The 16,578-nt window shown below is 66.3% G+C and carries 15 protein-coding genes; 2 read left to right on the top strand and 13 right to left on the bottom strand.

Annotation, left to right across the window (positions count from 1 at the left end):
• Positions 1-15: 15 nt before the first annotated feature.
• The 6 genes from AABF56_RS28490 to AABF56_RS28515 all read right to left on the bottom strand — a co-directional run bounded on the left by AABF56_RS28490 (position 16) and on the right by AABF56_RS28515 (position 6,412).
• Positions 16-408 (bottom strand): DoxX family protein, encoded by a 393-nt coding sequence (locus AABF56_RS28490; protein ID WP_272808415.1) that lies wholly within the window; start codon positions 406-408, stop codon positions 16-18.
• Between the two features lie 197 nt (positions 409-605).
• Positions 606-2,330, bottom strand: a complete 1,725-nt coding sequence (locus tag AABF56_RS28495; RefSeq protein ID WP_272808416.1) for a methyl-accepting chemotaxis protein — start codon at positions 2,328-2,330, stop codon at positions 606-608.
• 161 nt (positions 2,331-2,491) lie between these two features.
• On the bottom strand, positions 2,492-2,689 hold the full coding sequence (locus AABF56_RS28500; RefSeq protein ID WP_272808417.1) for a hypothetical protein: 198 nt from the start codon (positions 2,687-2,689) through the stop codon (positions 2,492-2,494).
• 241 nt (positions 2,690-2,930) lie between these two features.
• The gene (locus AABF56_RS28505; protein ID WP_272808418.1) at positions 2,931-3,941 is read right to left on the bottom strand and encodes a PAS domain-containing protein; all 1,011 of its coding nucleotides are present in this window, start codon (positions 3,939-3,941) and stop codon (positions 2,931-2,933) included.
• A 193-nt stretch (positions 3,942-4,134) separates the two neighbouring features.
• A complete protein-coding gene (locus AABF56_RS28510; RefSeq protein WP_272808419.1) occupies positions 4,135-4,776 on the bottom strand; it encodes a response regulator in 642 nt (213 codons plus the stop codon).
• Positions 4,769-6,412, bottom strand: coding sequence for a hybrid sensor histidine kinase/response regulator (locus tag AABF56_RS28515; RefSeq protein WP_272808420.1), 1,644 nt, complete (start codon positions 6,410-6,412; stop codon positions 4,769-4,771). The genes AABF56_RS28510 and AABF56_RS28515 overlap by 8 nt, the downstream gene beginning before the upstream one ends.
• 362 nt (positions 6,413-6,774) lie before the next feature.
• Between AABF56_RS28515 and AABF56_RS28520 the strand changes: the two genes are divergently transcribed.
• Positions 6,775-6,933 carry a helix-turn-helix domain-containing protein gene (locus AABF56_RS28520; protein WP_244770113.1) on the top strand — a complete coding sequence of 53 codons (159 nt, stop codon included), beginning with the start codon at positions 6,775-6,777 and terminating at the stop codon, positions 6,931-6,933.
• A 148-nt stretch (positions 6,934-7,081) separates the two neighbouring features.
• Positions 7,082-7,384: a DUF982 domain-containing protein gene (locus tag AABF56_RS28525; RefSeq protein ID WP_272808421.1), complete on the top strand. Its 303-nt coding sequence runs from the start codon at positions 7,082-7,084 to the stop codon at positions 7,382-7,384.
• A gap of 140 nt (positions 7,385-7,524) precedes the next feature.
• Here the strand turns inward: AABF56_RS28525 and AABF56_RS28530 are convergent, their stop codons facing one another.
• The 7 genes from AABF56_RS28530 to AABF56_RS28560 form a co-directional block, all read right to left on the bottom strand.
• Positions 7,525-8,637, bottom strand: a complete 1,113-nt coding sequence (locus tag AABF56_RS28530; protein ID WP_272808422.1) for an ABC transporter permease — start codon at positions 8,635-8,637, stop codon at positions 7,525-7,527.
• Entirely contained in the window at positions 8,637-11,381 is a 2,745-nt protein-coding gene (rbbA, locus tag AABF56_RS28535; RefSeq protein WP_272808423.1) for a ribosome-associated ATPase/putative transporter RbbA, read from the bottom strand. Before rbbA ends, AABF56_RS28530 begins: the two co-directional genes overlap by 1 nt.
• Complete coding sequence (locus tag AABF56_RS28540) at positions 11,378-12,445, bottom strand: HlyD family secretion protein (RefSeq protein ID WP_443021232.1); 1,068 nt, start codon at positions 12,443-12,445, stop codon at positions 11,378-11,380. Before AABF56_RS28540 ends, rbbA begins: the two co-directional genes overlap by 4 nt.
• Before the next feature lie 69 nt (positions 12,446-12,514).
• Positions 12,515-13,336, bottom strand: coding sequence for a universal stress protein (locus AABF56_RS28545; protein ID WP_272808424.1), 822 nt, complete (start codon positions 13,334-13,336; stop codon positions 12,515-12,517).
• A 90-nt stretch (positions 13,337-13,426) separates the two neighbouring features.
• Complete coding sequence (gene arcC / locus AABF56_RS28550; RefSeq protein ID WP_272808425.1) at positions 13,427-14,338, bottom strand: carbamate kinase; 912 nt, start codon at positions 14,336-14,338, stop codon at positions 13,427-13,429.
• Position 14,339: 1 nt separating this feature from the next.
• On the bottom strand, positions 14,340-15,341 hold the full coding sequence (gene argF, locus AABF56_RS28555; protein WP_244770107.1) for an ornithine carbamoyltransferase: 1,002 nt from the start codon (positions 15,339-15,341) through the stop codon (positions 14,340-14,342).
• A gap of 16 nt (positions 15,342-15,357) precedes the next feature.
• Positions 15,358-16,575, bottom strand: a complete 1,218-nt coding sequence (locus AABF56_RS28560) for an arginine deiminase (protein WP_272808426.1) — start codon at positions 16,573-16,575, stop codon at positions 15,358-15,360.
• Positions 16,576-16,578 lie beyond the last annotated feature (3 nt).

Here is a 16,578-nt window from a genome sequence, read left to right on the forward strand (position 1 = left end):
CGGCCGCACGCCACCCTAGGGAAGATATGCGAACAGGCCGCCGGGAGCGCCGCCGAACAGGGAGAGCGAGCCGGCCCCGACGGTGGCCAGAGCGAAGAAGCCGCCTGCCATGGTCACGTTCTTCAGAAGTTCGGTCATGTTGCCCCTATGGGCATCATAGCCCGTAACCAGGCACCAGAGGCCGAGCAGGATGCCTGCGGTACGCGCCGGATAGCCGAGGACGATCGCGATCCCGCCGACAAGCTCGCAGAATCCGATAAGGTAGGCGAAGAACACGGCATCGGGCAGTCCCAAGGCCTGAAGGCCCGGCACCAACTTGGCTTCGCCGCCACGCAGCTTCAATATTCCCCACACGATGAACGGTACGCCCAGGAGCAGGCGTGCAATCAAGAGACCCTCGTTGTACATATTGGCTTCCCCTTCCACCTTGTTTCTCGCTGGCGACAGGGATGAGGCAAAGAGCATACCAACTGAAAAACTTTATCCTTTCAAAGAGATGACTAGAATTCCCCTGGCACGGGCGGACAACATGTCGGACAGAGGAAGGACAAGTCGTCCGGAAGGGCGCCGCCGCCTGCAGGGCGCGCCTTCCGGATGCGCCTGTCTTATCCGGCCAGCCTGCGCGGCTGGAACGCCGCCGGGCGCTGGTCGTGCAGGTCCATCGACCGGCTTCTGCCGCTATCGTCGCCGACGCGGAACTGGCCCAAGAGGTTGAAGAGGGCTTCGGCCTCCCGGGCGAGACTGTGGCTGGCGGCCGTCGATTCCTCGACCATGGCCGCATTCTGCTGCGTGCCCTGGTCCAGCGTGTTGACGGCCTGGTTGATCTCGCCGAGGCCGGTCGCCTGCTCCTTCGCCGCCTCGACGATGGCCGCGACATTGGTGTTGATGGCCTGCACCTGCCGGACGATCTGCTCCAGTGCCTCGCCGGTCTGGCCGACCAGCGACACGCCGTTCTTCACCTGCTCGCCGGACGTGTTGATGAGCGCCTTGATCTCCTTGGCGGCATTGGCGGAACGCTGCGCCAGCTCGCGCACCTCCTGCGCCACGACCGCGAACCCCTTGCCGGCCTCGCCGGCGCGCGCCGCCTCGACCCCGGCATTGAGCGCCAGGAGGTTGGTCTGGAAGGCGATGTCGTCGATCACGCCGATAATGTTGGAGATCTCCCGCGAGGAGCTTTCGATCTGCCCCATGGCCGTGATCGCCTTGCGCACCACCTCGCCGGACTTCTCCGCATTCTCGCGGGTGCTTGCGACGAGCTTTCCGGCTTCGTCGGCGCGGCGGCTGGAATCGGCGACCGTGGTCGTGATCTCTTCGAGCGCCGCCGCCGTTTCCTCCACCGAGGCGGCCTGCTGTTCGGTGCGCCTCGACAGGTCGTCGGCGGCAGAGCGGATCTGGCCCGAGCCGGCGGCAATCGCCTGCGCGTTCTCGCCGACCGCGCTCATGGCCGCGCGCAGCCGCTCGGACGCGCCGTTGAAGTCGGTGCGCAACTGTTCGAGGCTCGGGATGAACGGGTTGGCGAGGTGCAGCGTCAGGTCGCCCTGTGCGAGCCGCGTCAGAGCACCGGCCAGCGTCTCGACGTTCTCGACACGGCCGGTCACGTCGGTGGCGAACTTGACCACCTTGAAGACCTTGCCGTTCATGTCGAAGATCGGATTGTAGGAGGCCTGGATATAGATGCGCCGGCCGCCCTTGCCGATGCGCATGAATTCCTCCGCCACGAACTCGCCGGCCCTCAGCCGGTCCCAGAACTGGCGGTATTGCGGGCTCTGGCAATAGGTCGGGTCGCAGAACATCGAGTGATGCCGGCCCTCGATCTCGGACAACTGGTAACCGAGCGTGGCGAGGAAATTCTGGTTGGCGGCGAGGATGTCGCCGGCCGGCGTGAACTCGATGACGGCCTGCGCGCGCGACAGGGCTTCCAGCTTGCCGGCATCCTCGGCGCCCTTCAGCTTCTGCGCGGTGATATCGGTCGCGAACTTCACGACCTTGAAGGGCCTGCCGCGGCGGAACACCGGATTGTACGACGCCTCGATCCAGATCTCCTTGCCGCCCTTGCCGATGCGCTTGTATTGACGCTGATCGAATTCACCGCGCGCCAGCTTGGCCCAGAAGGCGCGATATTCCTCGGAGGCGGCCTCCGCCGGATCGACGAAAAGGCGATGGTGCTGTCCGATGATCTCCGGCAGCGCATATCCAAGCGCGCGGCAGAAGTTCTCGTTCGCGGTCAGTATTTTACCCGTCAAATCGAACTCGATGATGGCTTGGGATTTGTGCATTGCGGCAAGAATGGCGCTTGCATCCGATGCAAGGCCGAAAGAAAAGGCTGTCATGGTTCCTCCTCGGCAGCGGGTCTGGTTGAAAATTTCGCAGCAGATCGCCCCACGCAAACGTCTTGTCGACCTGCCGGCACTGCGATCCATTCGAATGGTTGAATAGCTGAAGCGCGGCGGGAACTGCCCGGCGCCTCAGGTCCACGAACGTGCGGACGGGCTCAGTGGGTTGGGCCGTCCGGCGTGGAGTCCGTCATGGACATCTCGACCAGCGCCAGATTGGCGAGAAGGCCGTCGAGCATCCTCTTCGCCTCGGTCATGCGGGCAACAAGACGCCGGATGCGCTCGGCCTCCTCGTCGCCCGTGATGACGGACGGAGCTTCAGACGCGGCTGGAGTGGAAGAAGGACTCGACTGCATGGGGCACCTCGGCGGCTTTCTCGATGATGATGTCTAAGCCCCGAATCCGTCTTCATGTCGGACCGATACGATCGCATCTATTCGGATGCCCTAAAGTAGCAAGGCTCCCTTGACAACCATGAAACGAGACCGGCCCCTTTCACTCGCCCTGTCCATGAAAACTGCGCTTATTCTACTCAAAAGCTGAATTCTGCCCGCAACAATTGAATAAGATTGTATAATTCCACGCGTCGACCTCCGTTCAGTCGGGCATGTGCGAATGCCGGAGCCTGAGGCCCATTTCCGTGGAAGAGGAGGTCAGCACGAGGCCATGCCGCGCCAGCGCGGCGACGATGGCGGAGACCGTCGCGTCCTTCATGTGCTCGCCGGTGGTCTCATATCGCCTGATCGTTGCGATGGAGACACCTGCCTCCTGGGCGAGTGTCTCGGCGGACCAGCCGAGCATCACGCGCGCGGCACGCAATTGTTGCGGACGAAGCGTCGGGTCGTTCTGCGACCCCACCGTATCGCGCCGCCATGTTTCCTCGATGAGGCCGATCCACTCGATCGGCGTGCCGTTTTCCTGGCGCACGGGCGTCGTGCGCGCCAGCACCTCCCGGTATTGGCCATCGGCATAGAGCAGCCGATAGGATATGTCGCGCGGAAGGCCGTCGCGCTCGCAGGCTTCCCTTGTCTCCTCGATCCGCTCGCGGTCGTCGGGATGGATCGCCTCCAGCCAGCCTTCCTTGCCGCATTGCACCGGAGGCTGGCCGGTCATGCTGTCCCAGCCGCGCAGGTCCCCCACCACGCTGTTCAGGTCGCGCGCCCAGAAAGCCCCGCCGACCATCTCGATGAAGGCGTTGAGCCGCGCGCGCTCGCGATAGAGGGCGGCCTTCGCCTCCCGCTCCGCGGCGGCATCCTGCACCAGGCCGACGATGCGGTTCATCGTCGTCGGCTCTTCCACGGCGATGCGAATGCGCCGCGGCGGGCGATCCCCGTCGACCAGCCGCACCTCCCGGGAAACCGAGACGCCCATGGTGACGACGGCGTACAGGGAGCGGAAATCCTCGCGATCGTCGGGGTGGAGCAGGCTAACCCAGCGATGGAGGCTGAACGCCTCGTCCCGCGGCAACCCCAGGATCCGGTAGAATCCGTCCGTTCCGCGCACCTCCCCCGTCGTCATGTCGGCGTTCCAGAAGCCGACGTCCAGGAAGCGCTCCGCGACATCCATATAGTGGCGGGAAGAAACGAAGCTCGGTTGTTTCTGCTGCATGCTCAGGTCCGTTTAGGCGGCGTGATCGGCAAGGAGGCCTGCTTGCCCCGGGATATTCCCGCCATATCGCAACCGCGAAACGCCCGCCGTAGCATCCGGCAGGAGCGGGCACTATCGGGTATACACCCGAGGCGGCCGGCTTTTCCGTCCACCACCTGACAAGCGTCAAGGAAATCGCCGGTTCGTGAGGAAACTATGGCTCTATGATCTTGTTGCGGATCGCGAAGAGCGTCACGTCAACGGCCGTATGGAGGCCGAGCTTGCGCATCGCCGCCGTCCGGTGCGTATCGACGGTCTTCACGCTGACATTCAACTGTGCGGCAATGCTCTTGTTCGTCTCGCCGAACGCCACCAGGCGGACGACCTCGATTTCCCGCGGCGTCAGCACGGAGGCGGCGCCCTGCATGGTCTTCCGGTTCGCCGCCTCCGGCGAGATGTGGATATCGCCCGCCGCCACGGCATCCATCGCGGCGAGCAAGGCGGCGTCGTCCTCCGTCTTCAGCACATAACCCCGCGCCCCCGCCTCGAGCAGAGCCGGAAGCATCCGCTCGTCGGCATGCATGGTGTAGACCAGCACGCCGATCCCCGGCATCTCCCGGCAGAGCTGGCGCGTCACCTCCAGTCCGGTGATCCCGGGCAGGGAATAATCCAGCACGGCGAGATGAGGCCGCAGTTCGCGCGCGAGCCGAAGCGCGGCCTCGCCCGTCTCGGCCTCCGCGCAGACGCGCCAGTGCGGACGGGCGGCCAGCAACGCCCGGATACCCGCGCGGATGAGGGGGTGGTCATCCGCAACCAGCACGTCCAGTGCTTCATCCGCCTTCACGCCCTCAGACATCGGCTTCCACCTTCTCCGCCCCGTTCATCTCCTCTTCACCGCCCCGATCCTGCGGCAGGCGAAGCCGGACGGTCGTGCCCTCGCCCGGCTGGCTGAAGATATCGGCGCGCCCGCCGCATTGCCGGACGAATTCCTGCGTCTGGCTCAACCCCATGCCATGCCCCTCCCCCGTCCCCTTCATCGTGAAGAACGGATCGAATGCCTGGCGCCGGACCGCCTCGCTCATGCCGATCCCGTCGTCCGTGACGCTGACATCCACCCAGCTCGTGGCGCCCGACAGGTCCATATCCTCCACCGAACGGACATCGATCGTGATCGTCCCGCCCGAGGGCATCGCGTCGCGGGCGTTCAGCACCAGGTTGACGATCGCCGCCTGGAACTGTGCCCTGTCGATGCGGCAGGCCGCAGCTTCGCCCGCCGAGGTGGTGGCGACCGCGATGCCCGGCCCTGCCGCCTGCCGCGCTATCGGCAGGATTTCCCGGACAAGCTCGCCCGGATCGGCGGCTTCGAGACGGATTTCGGTGTTGCGCGCATAGGCGAGCAGCCGGTTGACCAAGGCCCGCCCGGCGTCGAGCGAGGTGTCGACTTCATCGAGCAGCTTTTCCGCCTCCTGCCGGTCCCTGACCAGGGGGCGCAGGACGACGGTCGCCGAGCGGATGATCCGCATCAGGTTTCCGCAATCGTGCGCGATGCTGCCGGCAAAGCGGCCGATGGCCTCCAGCCGCTGGGTCGTCTCCAGCCGCTGCCGCGCCGCCTCCTCGCGCCGCCGGCTGCGGCGCGACAGCCATTCGAGGCCGGCGAGCAGGGTGAACAGAATGGCCGCGCCGACCAGAAGAACTGTCGCATGGGAACGCCACGACCGCATGACATCGGCCTCGCTGAGCGTCACCACCACGATCACCGGCGCAATGTCCAGCCGTTGATAGCCGGCGATGCGCATCACCCCGTCGATGGGGCTCTTGCGCCAGTCGACGCCGGAAGTGCGCATGGCGAGCAGGCTGCGGAAGGGCTCGACACCCGCAAATGACGTGCCGATCAGCTCGTCCCTGGCCGGCGAGCGGGCAAGCAGGGTCCCCGGGGAAAGAAACAGCGAGACCGTTCCGCCGCCCACCCAGAGCTGCTGGTAGAAGCTCTGGAAATAGAGCGGTTCCACCGCCGCGACGACGATGCCGCCAAAGCTGCCGTCCGCCGTCTCGATCCCCCGGCTCAGGCTGATGAACCAGACGCCGCGCGAACGGCTCTTCAGCGGCCGGCCGATATGCATTCCAACGGAAGGATCGTTCTGGTGGATCCTGAAATAGTCCCGGTCGGCCAGGCTGACCCTGGGCGTGCTCGGGAAATCGGTGTCATGGGAAATGTAGCCGCCGCGGTCGATAACGAAGAGCGCGCGCACGAACGGCATCGACGCCAGTCTCTTGTGCAGGCGGGCGCGGAAGGCGGGATCGTTGTCGGGCATGGCCGGAGCGGCCGCGAGTTCGCCGGCAATGTCCTGCAGGTTGACGTCGACGGACTGGATCGTGCGGGCGACCTGCTCGGACATGACGTGGATGAGGTTCGAGACGTTGCGTTCAGCGTCCTCGCGGGCCGCGGCATAGCTGCGCCAGAGCTCGTAGGAGAGAAGAAGGGCCGCGCTCAAGGCGAGGATCAAGGTCGGCAAGGACCGGAATGACTGCCGTGCCAAGTTGGGCAATGAGCCGGACGCACCGGCAGAACCAACTCGCAATATCAACCTCCCCTTAAGCCTGCCCAGCCGCCGCCCGCCATGGGCGCCGGACAGGAACCATTCGCCGCAGATGTCCGTTCAAGCGCTACGCCCGCTGCTCGGGCATCACGGCATCTGCCATGGGTATACGAACGGCTAAGCCTAACCCTGAAATCCCCAGCCTATCAGTCACTATAATGACTGGTAAAGCTGAAGGTTTACTCATCGCTATGCGGCCCATGCGTATGGCACAGATTTTAGGGGAGAACGTTCGAAAGGTCCGTCTGGAACGCGGCATGACTTTGGAGTCTCTGGCAATCGAGGTCGGTCTTGCCTACTCCTACATGGGCGGCATCGAGCGTGGCCAGAAGAACCCGACGCTCGCCGTGGTCGAGCGGATTGCAGAAGCGCTGAACGTCGAGCCTGTCCTGCTGCTCACCCCGAATGCGGGATAGCGCGTTTGGAACGCCGCTTGGCCTCCGCGGCAGCGTGCTCATCCTCCGCGCGAAAAACCTCGCAATCGACCGCTCCGAGGGTTCTTGAAGTCGCGAAAGCATTGCCCATATCGAACAGGCCAGATGTCCAACTGAAAGGAGGAATTCGATGCTGGCTGACGTATTCTTCTCGACGCCCCTGCATGTGCACCTGTCCAACGGGCTTGGCCGTACCTTCGACAGCGTCAACGATACTCTCGACTTTCTGGAAAACGAATGGCCGCTTCGCCATGGCCAGCGCTACAAGCGCGCCTGCGAGAAGTGCCGCGCCGCACTCCTTCGCCAGGTGCCGGTCGCCGTTGCGCGGGAAGCCTTCGTTGCGGCCTGCCTTGAAGCGGGCTTGCCTGTCCAGGCCATGCCGCCGGTCTGGCAGCGGTCCGGGCCACCCACCCCGCCGCGCATGAGTGCCTGAATGCAGCGGCCGCCCGGGCTGACGCTTCGGGCGGCTCTCTAGCCGCGGCATTCTGGCGGCTGCGGGTTGCAGATGGCCGGTGGCGACCAGACGCCAATCGGGCCGGTGCGCAACGGCGATCAGGACCTTCTTACTTGGCGTCATATCAGGAAGTGCCGGAACCGGCGGAGCGAGAACGCAAAGAGCGCTGCACCGATGAGGAACATGGCTGCCAGTTGCGGCCAGACGACATCGAGCCCCGCGCCGCGGAACAGGACGGCCTGCGCCAGCATCACGAAATGCGTGTTGGGCGCCGCGAGCATGATGATCTGGATGATCTCCGGCATGCTTTCGCGCGGCGTGACCCCACCCGACAACAGTTGCAGTGGCATCAGCACCATCATGAGGAGTAGCCCGAACTGCGGCATCGAACCGGCCACGGTGGCAAGGAAGATGCCGAGGCAGGTCATGGCGAAGATGTCGAGCGCGGCGCCGGCGAGGAACAGGCCCAGCGAGCCATGAAGCGGCACCGCCAGCAGCCCCTCCACGACGAAGACGAGGCAGAGGGCGGACGCCGCCAGCACGATAAGACCCATCGACCAGATCTTTGCCAGCATGATCTCGAAGGCGCTCACCGGCATCACGAGCAGGTGCTCGATGGTGCCGTGCTCGCGCTCGCGGATGAGCGCCGCGCCGGTCAGCACGATCGACAGCATGGTGATCGAGGTGATGACGTCGCTGATCGCGCCGAACCATCCCTTGTCGAGCTCCGGGTTGAAACGGGCGCGCAGGTCGAGGGCGACGGGCGGCGTGGTATCCGGCCGGTGCCCGGCGAGGAATTCACCGATCTCGCCCGACAGGATCGACTGGACATATCCCCCGCCGACGAAGGCCTGCGACATGCGCGTCGCGTCTATGTTCAGCTGGAGCGTCGGCGTGCGGCCGGCGATCAGGTCGCGCTGGAAGCCGGGCGGGATATCGAGCGCGAAAGTGTCGAGACCGGCATCCATGCGGCTGTCCATCTCGTGATGCGAGATGAGCCGCGGCGGGACGAAATAGGGCGGATAGAAGGCGCTGGCGATGCGCACCGAGACGGCCGACCGGTCTTCGTCCACGATGGCGATCGGCGCGCGGTTGAGCGTTTCCGGCATCGCCTTGGAGGCGGTATAGATCGCGAGCGTGAAGGCATGGACGATCAGGATGAGAAGCACGGGGTCGCGCGCAAGGCCCCGCAGTTCCTTCACCCCGAGATGAAAGATGTTTGCCGCCCGCATCACCGCGCCTGCTTTCTGAGAAAGACCGCGCCGAGGCCGATCAGGACCGGAACCGCGACGAGCAGCGGCACGAAGGCGCCGGCGAGGTCGGCAAAACCGAGCGCCTTGGAGAAGGTGCCGCGCGCGATGGTGATGAAGTGGGTCGTCGGGTAGATCCGGCCGATGAAGGCGCCGAACCCCTGAAGCGACGTCACCGGATCGATGAGGCCCGAATATTGCGAGGCCGGCAGCATGGTGACGAGCGCGGTCGCGAAGATCGCCGCGATCTGGCTGTTCAGGAAGGTGGAGAGGACCAGTCCCATGGCGGTCGCCACGACGACATAGAGCAAGGCGGCCGCCGCGAACGTGACGAAACTGCCGGTAAAGGGCACGTCGAAAACGTAGATGGCGAAGGCCGTCAGCAGGAGGAAATTCATCATCGCCACGAGCACATAGGGGATCTGCTTGCCGATCAGGAATTCCAGCCGCGTGACCGGCGTGACGTAGAAATTGACGATCGATCCCAGTTCCTTCTCGCGCACGACGCTCAGGACCGCCAGCATGGACGGGATCATCAACAGCAGCATGGGGATGACGGCCGGCACGATGGCGTCGAGGCTGCGCACATCCGGATTGTAGCGGTAGCGCACCTCCAGCTTGAAATCGCCGGAGGCCGCGGCCTTGCCATAGACCTCGCGCGCCCTCTGCGCGAGCCAGGTCATGTGCATGCCTTCGATATAGCCGCGGACGGTCTCCGCCCGCGTGGGCATCGCGCCGTCGATCCAGGCGCCGATGGCGACGGTCCGGCCCCGCGCCACGTCGCGCCCGAAGCCCGGCGGGATTTCCAGCGCGAGGCTGAGTTCGCCGCTTTCCATGCGCCGGTCCATCTCCGGATACCCGGCAAGCGGCGGCTTTTCGGTGAAGAAGCGGGAGCCGGAAAGCTGGAGCACATAGTCCCGGCTGATGGCGGTATCGTCATGGTCGAGCACGGCGAAGGAAAGATTGTCGACATCCATGTTGATGCCGTAGCCGATGACGAACATCAGGATCAGGCTGCCGATGGTCGCAAGCGCCGCGCGGATCGGGTCGCGCAGCAGTTCGAGCGTTTCCCGCCGCGTATAGGCGAACAGGCGGCGAGGCGCGAAAAACCTCGATTGCGGCCGCGGATGTGTCGTGTGGCCGGCCGGCTCCATGGCGGGGGCGGGCGTTTCCTGCGCCGTTGCCGCCTCCTCCAGATAGCCGACGAACGCGGCATCCAGCGTTTCGGCGCCGCGGGCGGCCTTGATGGCCGCGGGCGTGTCGCTGACGAGGACCTTGCCGGCATGCATCAGCGCGATGCGGTCGCAGCGCTCGGCCTCGTTCATGAAATGGGTCGACACGAAGATCGTCACGCCCTCGCGCCGCGACAGATCGGCGAGGATACGCCAGAAGGCGTCGCGCGCGACGGGATCGACGCCGGACGTCGGCTCGTCGAGGATAAGGATATCGGGCTTGTGGATGGTCGCGACCGCCAGCGACAGCCGCTGGCGGATACCAAGCGGCAGGGCGCCGGGCAGTGCCTCCATGTGATCGGCAAGCTGGAATCTCATCGCCGCCTCCCCGACCCGCACCGCGATATCCGAAGGGGGCATGCCGAACAGGCGCGCGTGCAGCTCCAGATTCTGGCGGACCGTGAGTTCCGAATAGAGGGAGAAACCCTGCGACATGTAGCCGACGCGCCGCCGGACCGTCAGGTCGCGCGGATCGATCTGCCGACCGAACAGCCGCGCCTGTCCGCCGCTTGCAGGCAGAAGGCCGGTCAGCATCTTCATCGTGGTCGTCTTGCCGCAGCCGTTCGAGCCGAGGAAGCCGAAGATCTCGCCGCGCGCGATGCGGAAGCTCACATCGTCGACGGCCGTGAAATCACCGAAGCGCTTGCTCAGATGGTCCGCCTCGATCGCCGTCTCGCCGGCCGCATCGGCCGGGCGCGGCGGCATGACGACGGCGCGGTGGCCGTCGCGCTTTCCGGCGGGCAGCAGGGCGATGAAGGCGGCGTCGAGGTCGGCGGTATCCGTGCGGCGAAGAAAATCGGCCGGCGTGCCCGAGGCGAGGACCTTCCCCTCGTCCATCGCCACCAGCCAGTCGAAGCGCGCCGCCTCCTCCATATAGGCGGTGGCGACGATCACGCTCATGCCGTCCCGGCCGCTGCGGATGCGCTCGATCAACCGCCAGAACTGGCGGCGCGACAGCGGATCGATCCCGGTGGTCGGCTCGTCGAGGATCAGGAGGTCCGGATCGTGGATCAGGGCGCAGCACAGGCCGAGCTTCTGCTTCATGCCGCCCGAAAGCTTGGCCACGGGCCGGTCGGCGAAGGGCGCAAGCCCGGTGCCGTCGAGCAGCTCGGCGATGCGGCGCTCCCGCTCCTGCCCGCCATGGCCGAAGAGCCGGCCGAAGAAATCGATGTTCTCGACCACGGAGAGGGTCGGGTAGAGGTTTCGCCCGAGACCCTGGGGCATGTAGGCGATGCGCGAGCACACGCCGCGCCGGTGGGCGGACCGCGCCATGTCGCCGCCGAGCACCTCGACGCGGCCCTGCTGGATCGTCCTCGCCCCCGCGATCAGCGAGAGCAGGCTGGACTTGCCGACGCCGTCGGGTCCGATCAGGCCCACCATGCAGCCGGCCGGCATGTCCAGGCTCACGGCGTCGAGCGCGCGCGTCCCGCCGTAGGAAAGGCCGACCTCTTCCAGCCGGACCACCCGGCGCTCCACCGGCGTGCCCGAGGTCATTGCAGCAGGTTTCCTTGCAGGAAAGCCGGCCATTCGGCTTTCGGATCGATGCGGATATAGGCGACGCCCGGAAGCCCGGTCTTCACCTGCTGGATATATTTCTGCAGCAGCTCCGGCGCGATCCGCGCCTTGATGCGGAACATCAGCTTCTGGCGCTCCTCCTCGGTCTCGACCGTCTTCGGCGTGAACTGCGCCACGTCCGAAACGAACGTCGCCTTCGCGGGAATGACATATTGCGGCGCGGCGTCGAGGACGAGCCGGACCTCGGTGCCGATCGCCACGCGGCCGGCCTCGCTCGTCGGCAGGAAGAACGTCATGTAGACGTCGCCGAGATCGACGAGATTGAGCACCCTGCCGCCGCTGCCGAGCACTTCCCCCGGCTGGGCCACGCGGTACTGGACGCGCCCGTCGCGGGGCGCGCGCAATGTGCCGTCGTTGATCTCCGTGTCGATCGCCTCGATCGCGGCATGCGCGGCGGCGACCGCCGCCTCGGCGTCCACGACCAGCGCCCGCGCCGCGTTGATCGCCGCCTCGCTCGCCGCAAGCTGCGCGCCGGCGGCCGCGACGGCGGCGGCGGCACTGCGCTCGGCGGCCCGGCCGTTGTCGAGGATCTGCTGGGAGATCGTGTTGCTGGCGGCAAGCTGTTCGGAGCGCGCCAGCGTGCGCACGGCGACATCGTGCTCGGCCTCGCGCTGGGTGACGACGGCCTGCGCCGCCGTCCTTTCTGCCTCCCGCTGGACGATCAGCGTCCGTGCGGTGTCCACGCCGATGGCGGCCCGCTGCGACTGCGCCTCGGCCTGCCGGCGGCGGGCCTGGAGTTCGGCCGTATCCATGCGGGCAAGGATATCGCCCGCCTTCACGAAATCGCCCTCGTCGACGAGGATCTCGCTGATGCGCCCCGGCGATTTCGCCGAGACGTCGATATCGACCGCCTCGATGCGCCCGTTCCCGCTTGCAAGCCCTTCCGGCAGGGCTCCGTTTCCGGCCTGCCGCCAAGCATAGACCCCGCCGGCGGCAAGCACCGCCAGCAGGACCAATCCCAAGCCGAGGCGACCGCCTGCCATCATCATCCCGCCACTCCTTCAATCCGTTTACAATCGTCCCGCCATCGCCTCGCCGGCACGTGAACTCCGTCAGCTCGACATGAAACGGTTGAGCCGGGTTTCATCGAGCAGCGAGCGGGTCATACCGCCGAAGGCCCATTCCCTGAGCCGGCTGTGCCCGAAGGCCCCCGAAACGACGAGATCGGCATCGTAGCGGTCGACAAGCGCGATCAGGCTGTCGCTTTCGCGGTAGCTCTCCACCGTTTCATTGCGCGCGGCCACGCCATGGCGAGCGAGAAAGGCGGTAATGTCGGCAATGCTCGCGCGCGCACACTGGTCGATGGTGGATGCCACCGTGACCACGATGACATCATCGGCTGCCTGGAGCAGCGGTATGGCATCAAAGACCGCCCGCCGCGCTTCCTTCGTGTCTTTCCAGGCGACCACGATCTTCCTACCGATCCTGTGTTCCGTGCCCGTCCCGACAATCAGCAGGGGGCGGCCCGTCTGGAGGACAGCGCTTCCCGGATCGGACCGGCGCGCCGTATCCCGCGTCGCGGCGCCGTCGGCAGCCTGCATGACGACGAGATCGGCCGCCCTCGATGCCTGGACGAGGGCATAGGTCGGTCTTTCCATGGCATCGCGCCATTCGGTCTCGGCGGCGCCGGCGACCAGGGCCTCGAATTCCTTGCGCCGGTCCTTGAACCGGCGCTCGTCGTCATCGCGCATCTGCTGCCAGACCTCCCCGGCGAGCGTCGCGCCTTCCGGCCCGGTGACCGGCAGATAGGCGTCGGCCGCGCAGAATCCGATCAGTCTGGCGTTCCAGCGCTGCGCCAGCGCGCTTGCCGCCTTCACGACCACAACGTTCGATCTGTCGGCATCCAGATTCACGAGAATGGACTTGTAGCTCATCGGACTGTTCCTCCGTCCTGTTTGCCTCGCTGGGCAAAGGATAGTGCACCCGCAAAACACCACCTTGACGCGGATCAAGCGCTGGCCGCTTCAGGGGTCGACCGGCTCTATCCACGTCCCGCGCAGTCCCGCGACGATCTCCACGGCATCTTCGAGCCGTCCGATCGCCGCCGGCTTGCCGGCAGCGCGGGCAAATTCGATCCCCGCCTCGACCTTCGGCCGCATGGAGCCGGCGGGGAAGTCGCCCGGCGCGAGATCGCAGGCCATCACGAATCCGAGCGGGCGGGCCGAAGGCCGGCCCCAGTCGGCATAGACCGCATCGACGTCGGTCAGCATCAGGAGGAAATCCGCAGCGAGCTGCCGCGCCAGGAGCGAGGAGGCGAAGTCCTTGTCTATGACGGCCTCGATGCCGATGAGGCTGCCATCCTCCCGTTCCACGACGGGGATGCCGCCGCCGCCCGCGCAGATGACGATGACGCCGCGTTCGACGAGGAAGCCGAGCACCTCCGCCTCCAGGATCGCCACGGGTTTCGGCGAGGCGACGACACGGCGCCATTTGTCGTTGTCGGGCGCAACCTGCCAGCCACGCTCCGCCGCCAGCCGGCGGGCCGTCGCCTCGTCATAGACCGGGCCGATGGGCTTGGTGGGCGTCGCGAAGGCGGGATCGTTCGGATCGACCTTCACCTGGGTCAGGAGCGCGGCGAACAGCCTGTCCTTCACGGCATTGCCGAGCTCCTGCTGGAGGACATAGCCGATCATGCCGGCGGTTTCGGCATCGAGCACGTCGAGGGGGAACGGCGGGCCGGGCGAAGCGGCCGCCTGGAGGGCGAGCAGGCCCACCTGCGGCCCGTTGCCGTGGGTGATCACCAGTGAATGGCCGGCGGCGACAAGGTCGGCCAGCACGGCCGCCGCCCGCCGGATATTGGCACGCTGGTTCTCGGCCGTCATCGGCTCGCCCCGCTTCAAGAGGGCATTGCCGCCGAGGGCGACGACGATCCTCATGTCAGGCCCCGATGGTGGCGACGAGGATCGCCTTGATCGTGTGCATGCGGTTCTCCGCTTGGTCGAACACGATCGACGCGGCGGATTCGAAGACCTCGTCGGTGACCTCCATGCAATCGATGCCGTAGCTTCGGGCGATGTCCTGCCCGACCTCCGTCTCCGCATTGTGGAAGGCCGGCAGGCAATGCATGAACTTGGTATGCGGCCTTCTCGTCGCGGCCATAAGCGCGCGGGTCACGCGATAGGGCGTCAGGAGCTCTATCCTTTCCCGCCAGGCGTTCTCGTTCTCGCCCATGGAAAGCCAGACGTCGGTATAGACGAAATCGGCCCCGAGCACGGCGGCATTCACGTCCTCATCCAGCCGGAAGCTGCCGCCGTTCGCCTCCGCCATGGACCGGACGCGATCGCAGAACGCATCATCCGGCCAGAGCGAACGGGGCGAGGCGAGGCGCATGTCCATGCCGACCTTCGCCGCGCCGATCGCGAGCGACGTCGCCACATTGTCCCGCCCCTCGCCGACGAAGACGAGCGTCGTGTCCGACAGGTGCTTGTGGGTGAACTCGCGCATCGTCATGAAGTCGGCGAGAACCTGGGTCGGATGCGCCTCGTCGGTCAGTCCGTTATAGACCGGCACGCCGGCATAGGCGGCCAGCACATCCGCCTGATGCTGGCTGAAGCCCCTGAACTCGATGGCGTCGTACATGCGCCCGAGCACGCGCGCCGTGTCCTTCATCGTCTCCTTGTGGCCGATATGGCTGCCGGACGGACCGATATAGGTGACATGGGCGCCCTGATCGTAGGCCGCGACCTCGAAGCCGGAGCGGGTGCGGGTGGAATCCTTTTCGAAGATCAGCGCGATGTTCTTGCGGGCAAGGCGCGGCACCTCCGTGCCGGCCTGCTTCGCCGCCTTGAGCTCGGCGGCGAGACGCAGCAGGTAGCGGATCTCCGCGCCGGAAAAATCGTCCAACGTCAGCACGTTGCGGCCATGCAGATTGACGGGCATGTCGGTTTCTCCTCTGTCAGATCGGATCGCGTGCGATGGGGCAGGTCATGCAGTGGCCCCCGCCGCGGCCGCGACTGAGCTCGGCGCCCTCCACGGTGATGACCTCTATGCCGGCGCGGCGCAGCAGCGTGTTGGTGTAGACATTGCGGTCGTAGCCGATGACCACGCCCGGCTCGACGGCGACGACATTGTTGCCGTCGTCCCACTGCTCGCGCTCGGACTCGTAGGCGTCGCCGCCGGTGGAGACGATGCGCAGGCTCTTCAGCCCCATCGCCTCCTTCACCACCTCCACGAAGGGTCTTTGCTCCTCGACCACATCGACGGCAGCCTCGCCCTCCCCCGGTCGCAGCGAGAAGGTGCGCAGCCGCTCGACCACCGGCGGATACATGGTCGCCAAGTCCCGGTCGCAGAAGGTGAAGACGGTATCGAGATGCATGAAGGAGCGGTCGCGCGGCATCAGGGCGGCGACGACACGAGTCGCCTCGCCGGCCGCAAACAGGCTGCGGGCCAAGCCGCCGACCGCCTGCGGCGTGGTGCGCTCGCCCATGCCGACCAGCACGACGCCGCCGCCGACCGGCATGACGTCGCCGCCCTCCAGGCTCACGCCGGGACCGGGATTGTCCGGCGAGACGAAGGGCAGGTCCGCATCGCGAAAGCGCGGATGGAACCGGTAGACCGCCTCCACATTCGCCGCCTCCGGCTTGCGCGCCGGCCAGTACATGGCGTTGACGGAGACCGCGCGATAGATCCAGCAGGAACTGTCGCGCGTGAAGAGCTGGTTCGGCAGCGGCGGCAGCACGAAATCCTGCGGCAGCAGCGTCCTGCCCGTCAGCCCGGCCGGCCGGAAGGGCAGCTCCGCACGGGCAATGCCGCCCACCAGCAGCGATGCGAGTTGTTCGGCCGGCATCTCGTCCAGCCAGCCGCGCAGCTCGCCCACCATGTCGTAGCCGACGATCGAGGCGTCGACGCGCCGGTCGAGCAGCCAGTCGCGCCCCTCCGGCAGGGCCAGGGTCTCGGCCAGCAACTCGCCGAAGAGGTGAACGGTGACGCCGCGCTCGCGAAGGGCATCGACGAAGACGTCATGCTCCTGCCGGGCGCGCTTGACCCAGAGCACGTCGTCGAACAGCAGCGCCTTGCAATTTTCGGGGGTGAGGCGGCGGAGGCTGAGATCGGGACGGTGCACGATCACCTCGCGCAGCCGGCCGACTTCGGAATGGGCGCCAAGAGCAGCCATGAC

The organism is Shinella sp. WSC3-e (genome assembly GCF_945994535.1).
Classification (GTDB): domain Bacteria; phylum Pseudomonadota; class Alphaproteobacteria; order Rhizobiales; family Rhizobiaceae; genus Shinella; species Shinella yambaruensis.

Excerpts from the sequence above, each read along its gene's own strand:
- AABF56_RS28490 (WP_272808415.1), bottom strand. The coding sequence starts at position 408 with ATGTACAACGAGGGTCTCTTGATTGCACGCCTGCTCCTGGGCGTACCG.
- AABF56_RS28495 (WP_272808416.1), bottom strand. The coding sequence starts at position 2,330 with ATGACAGCCTTTTCTTTCGGCCTTGCATCGGATGCAAGCGCCATTCTT.
- AABF56_RS28500 (WP_272808417.1), bottom strand. The coding sequence starts at position 2,689 with ATGCAGTCGAGTCCTTCTTCCACTCCAGCCGCGTCTGAAGCTCCGTCC.
- AABF56_RS28505 (WP_272808418.1), bottom strand. The coding sequence starts at position 3,941 with ATGCAGCAGAAACAACCGAGCTTCGTTTCTTCCCGCCACTATATGGAT.
- AABF56_RS28510 (WP_272808419.1), bottom strand. The coding sequence starts at position 4,776 with ATGTCTGAGGGCGTGAAGGCGGATGAAGCACTGGACGTGCTGGTTGCG.
- AABF56_RS28520 (WP_244770113.1), top strand. The coding sequence starts at position 6,775 with ATGACTTTGGAGTCTCTGGCAATCGAGGTCGGTCTTGCCTACTCCTAC.
- AABF56_RS28525 (WP_272808421.1), top strand. The coding sequence starts at position 7,082 with ATGCTGGCTGACGTATTCTTCTCGACGCCCCTGCATGTGCACCTGTCC.
- AABF56_RS28530 (WP_272808422.1), bottom strand. The coding sequence starts at position 8,637 with ATGCGGGCGGCAAACATCTTTCATCTCGGGGTGAAGGAACTGCGGGGC.
- rbbA (WP_272808423.1), bottom strand. The coding sequence starts at position 11,381 with ATGACCTCGGGCACGCCGGTGGAGCGCCGGGTGGTCCGGCTGGAAGAG.
- AABF56_RS28540 (WP_443021232.1), bottom strand. The coding sequence starts at position 12,445 with ATGGCAGGCGGTCGCCTCGGCTTGGGATTGGTCCTGCTGGCGGTGCTT.
- AABF56_RS28545 (WP_272808424.1), bottom strand. The coding sequence starts at position 13,336 with ATGAGCTACAAGTCCATTCTCGTGAATCTGGATGCCGACAGATCGAAC.
- arcC (WP_272808425.1), bottom strand. The coding sequence starts at position 14,338 with ATGAGGATCGTCGTCGCCCTCGGCGGCAATGCCCTCTTGAAGCGGGGC.
- argF (WP_244770107.1), bottom strand. The coding sequence starts at position 15,341 with ATGCCCGTCAATCTGCATGGCCGCAACGTGCTGACGTTGGACGATTTT.
- AABF56_RS28560 (WP_272808426.1), bottom strand. The coding sequence starts at position 16,575 with ATGGCTGCTCTTGGCGCCCATTCCGAAGTCGGCCGGCTGCGCGAGGTG.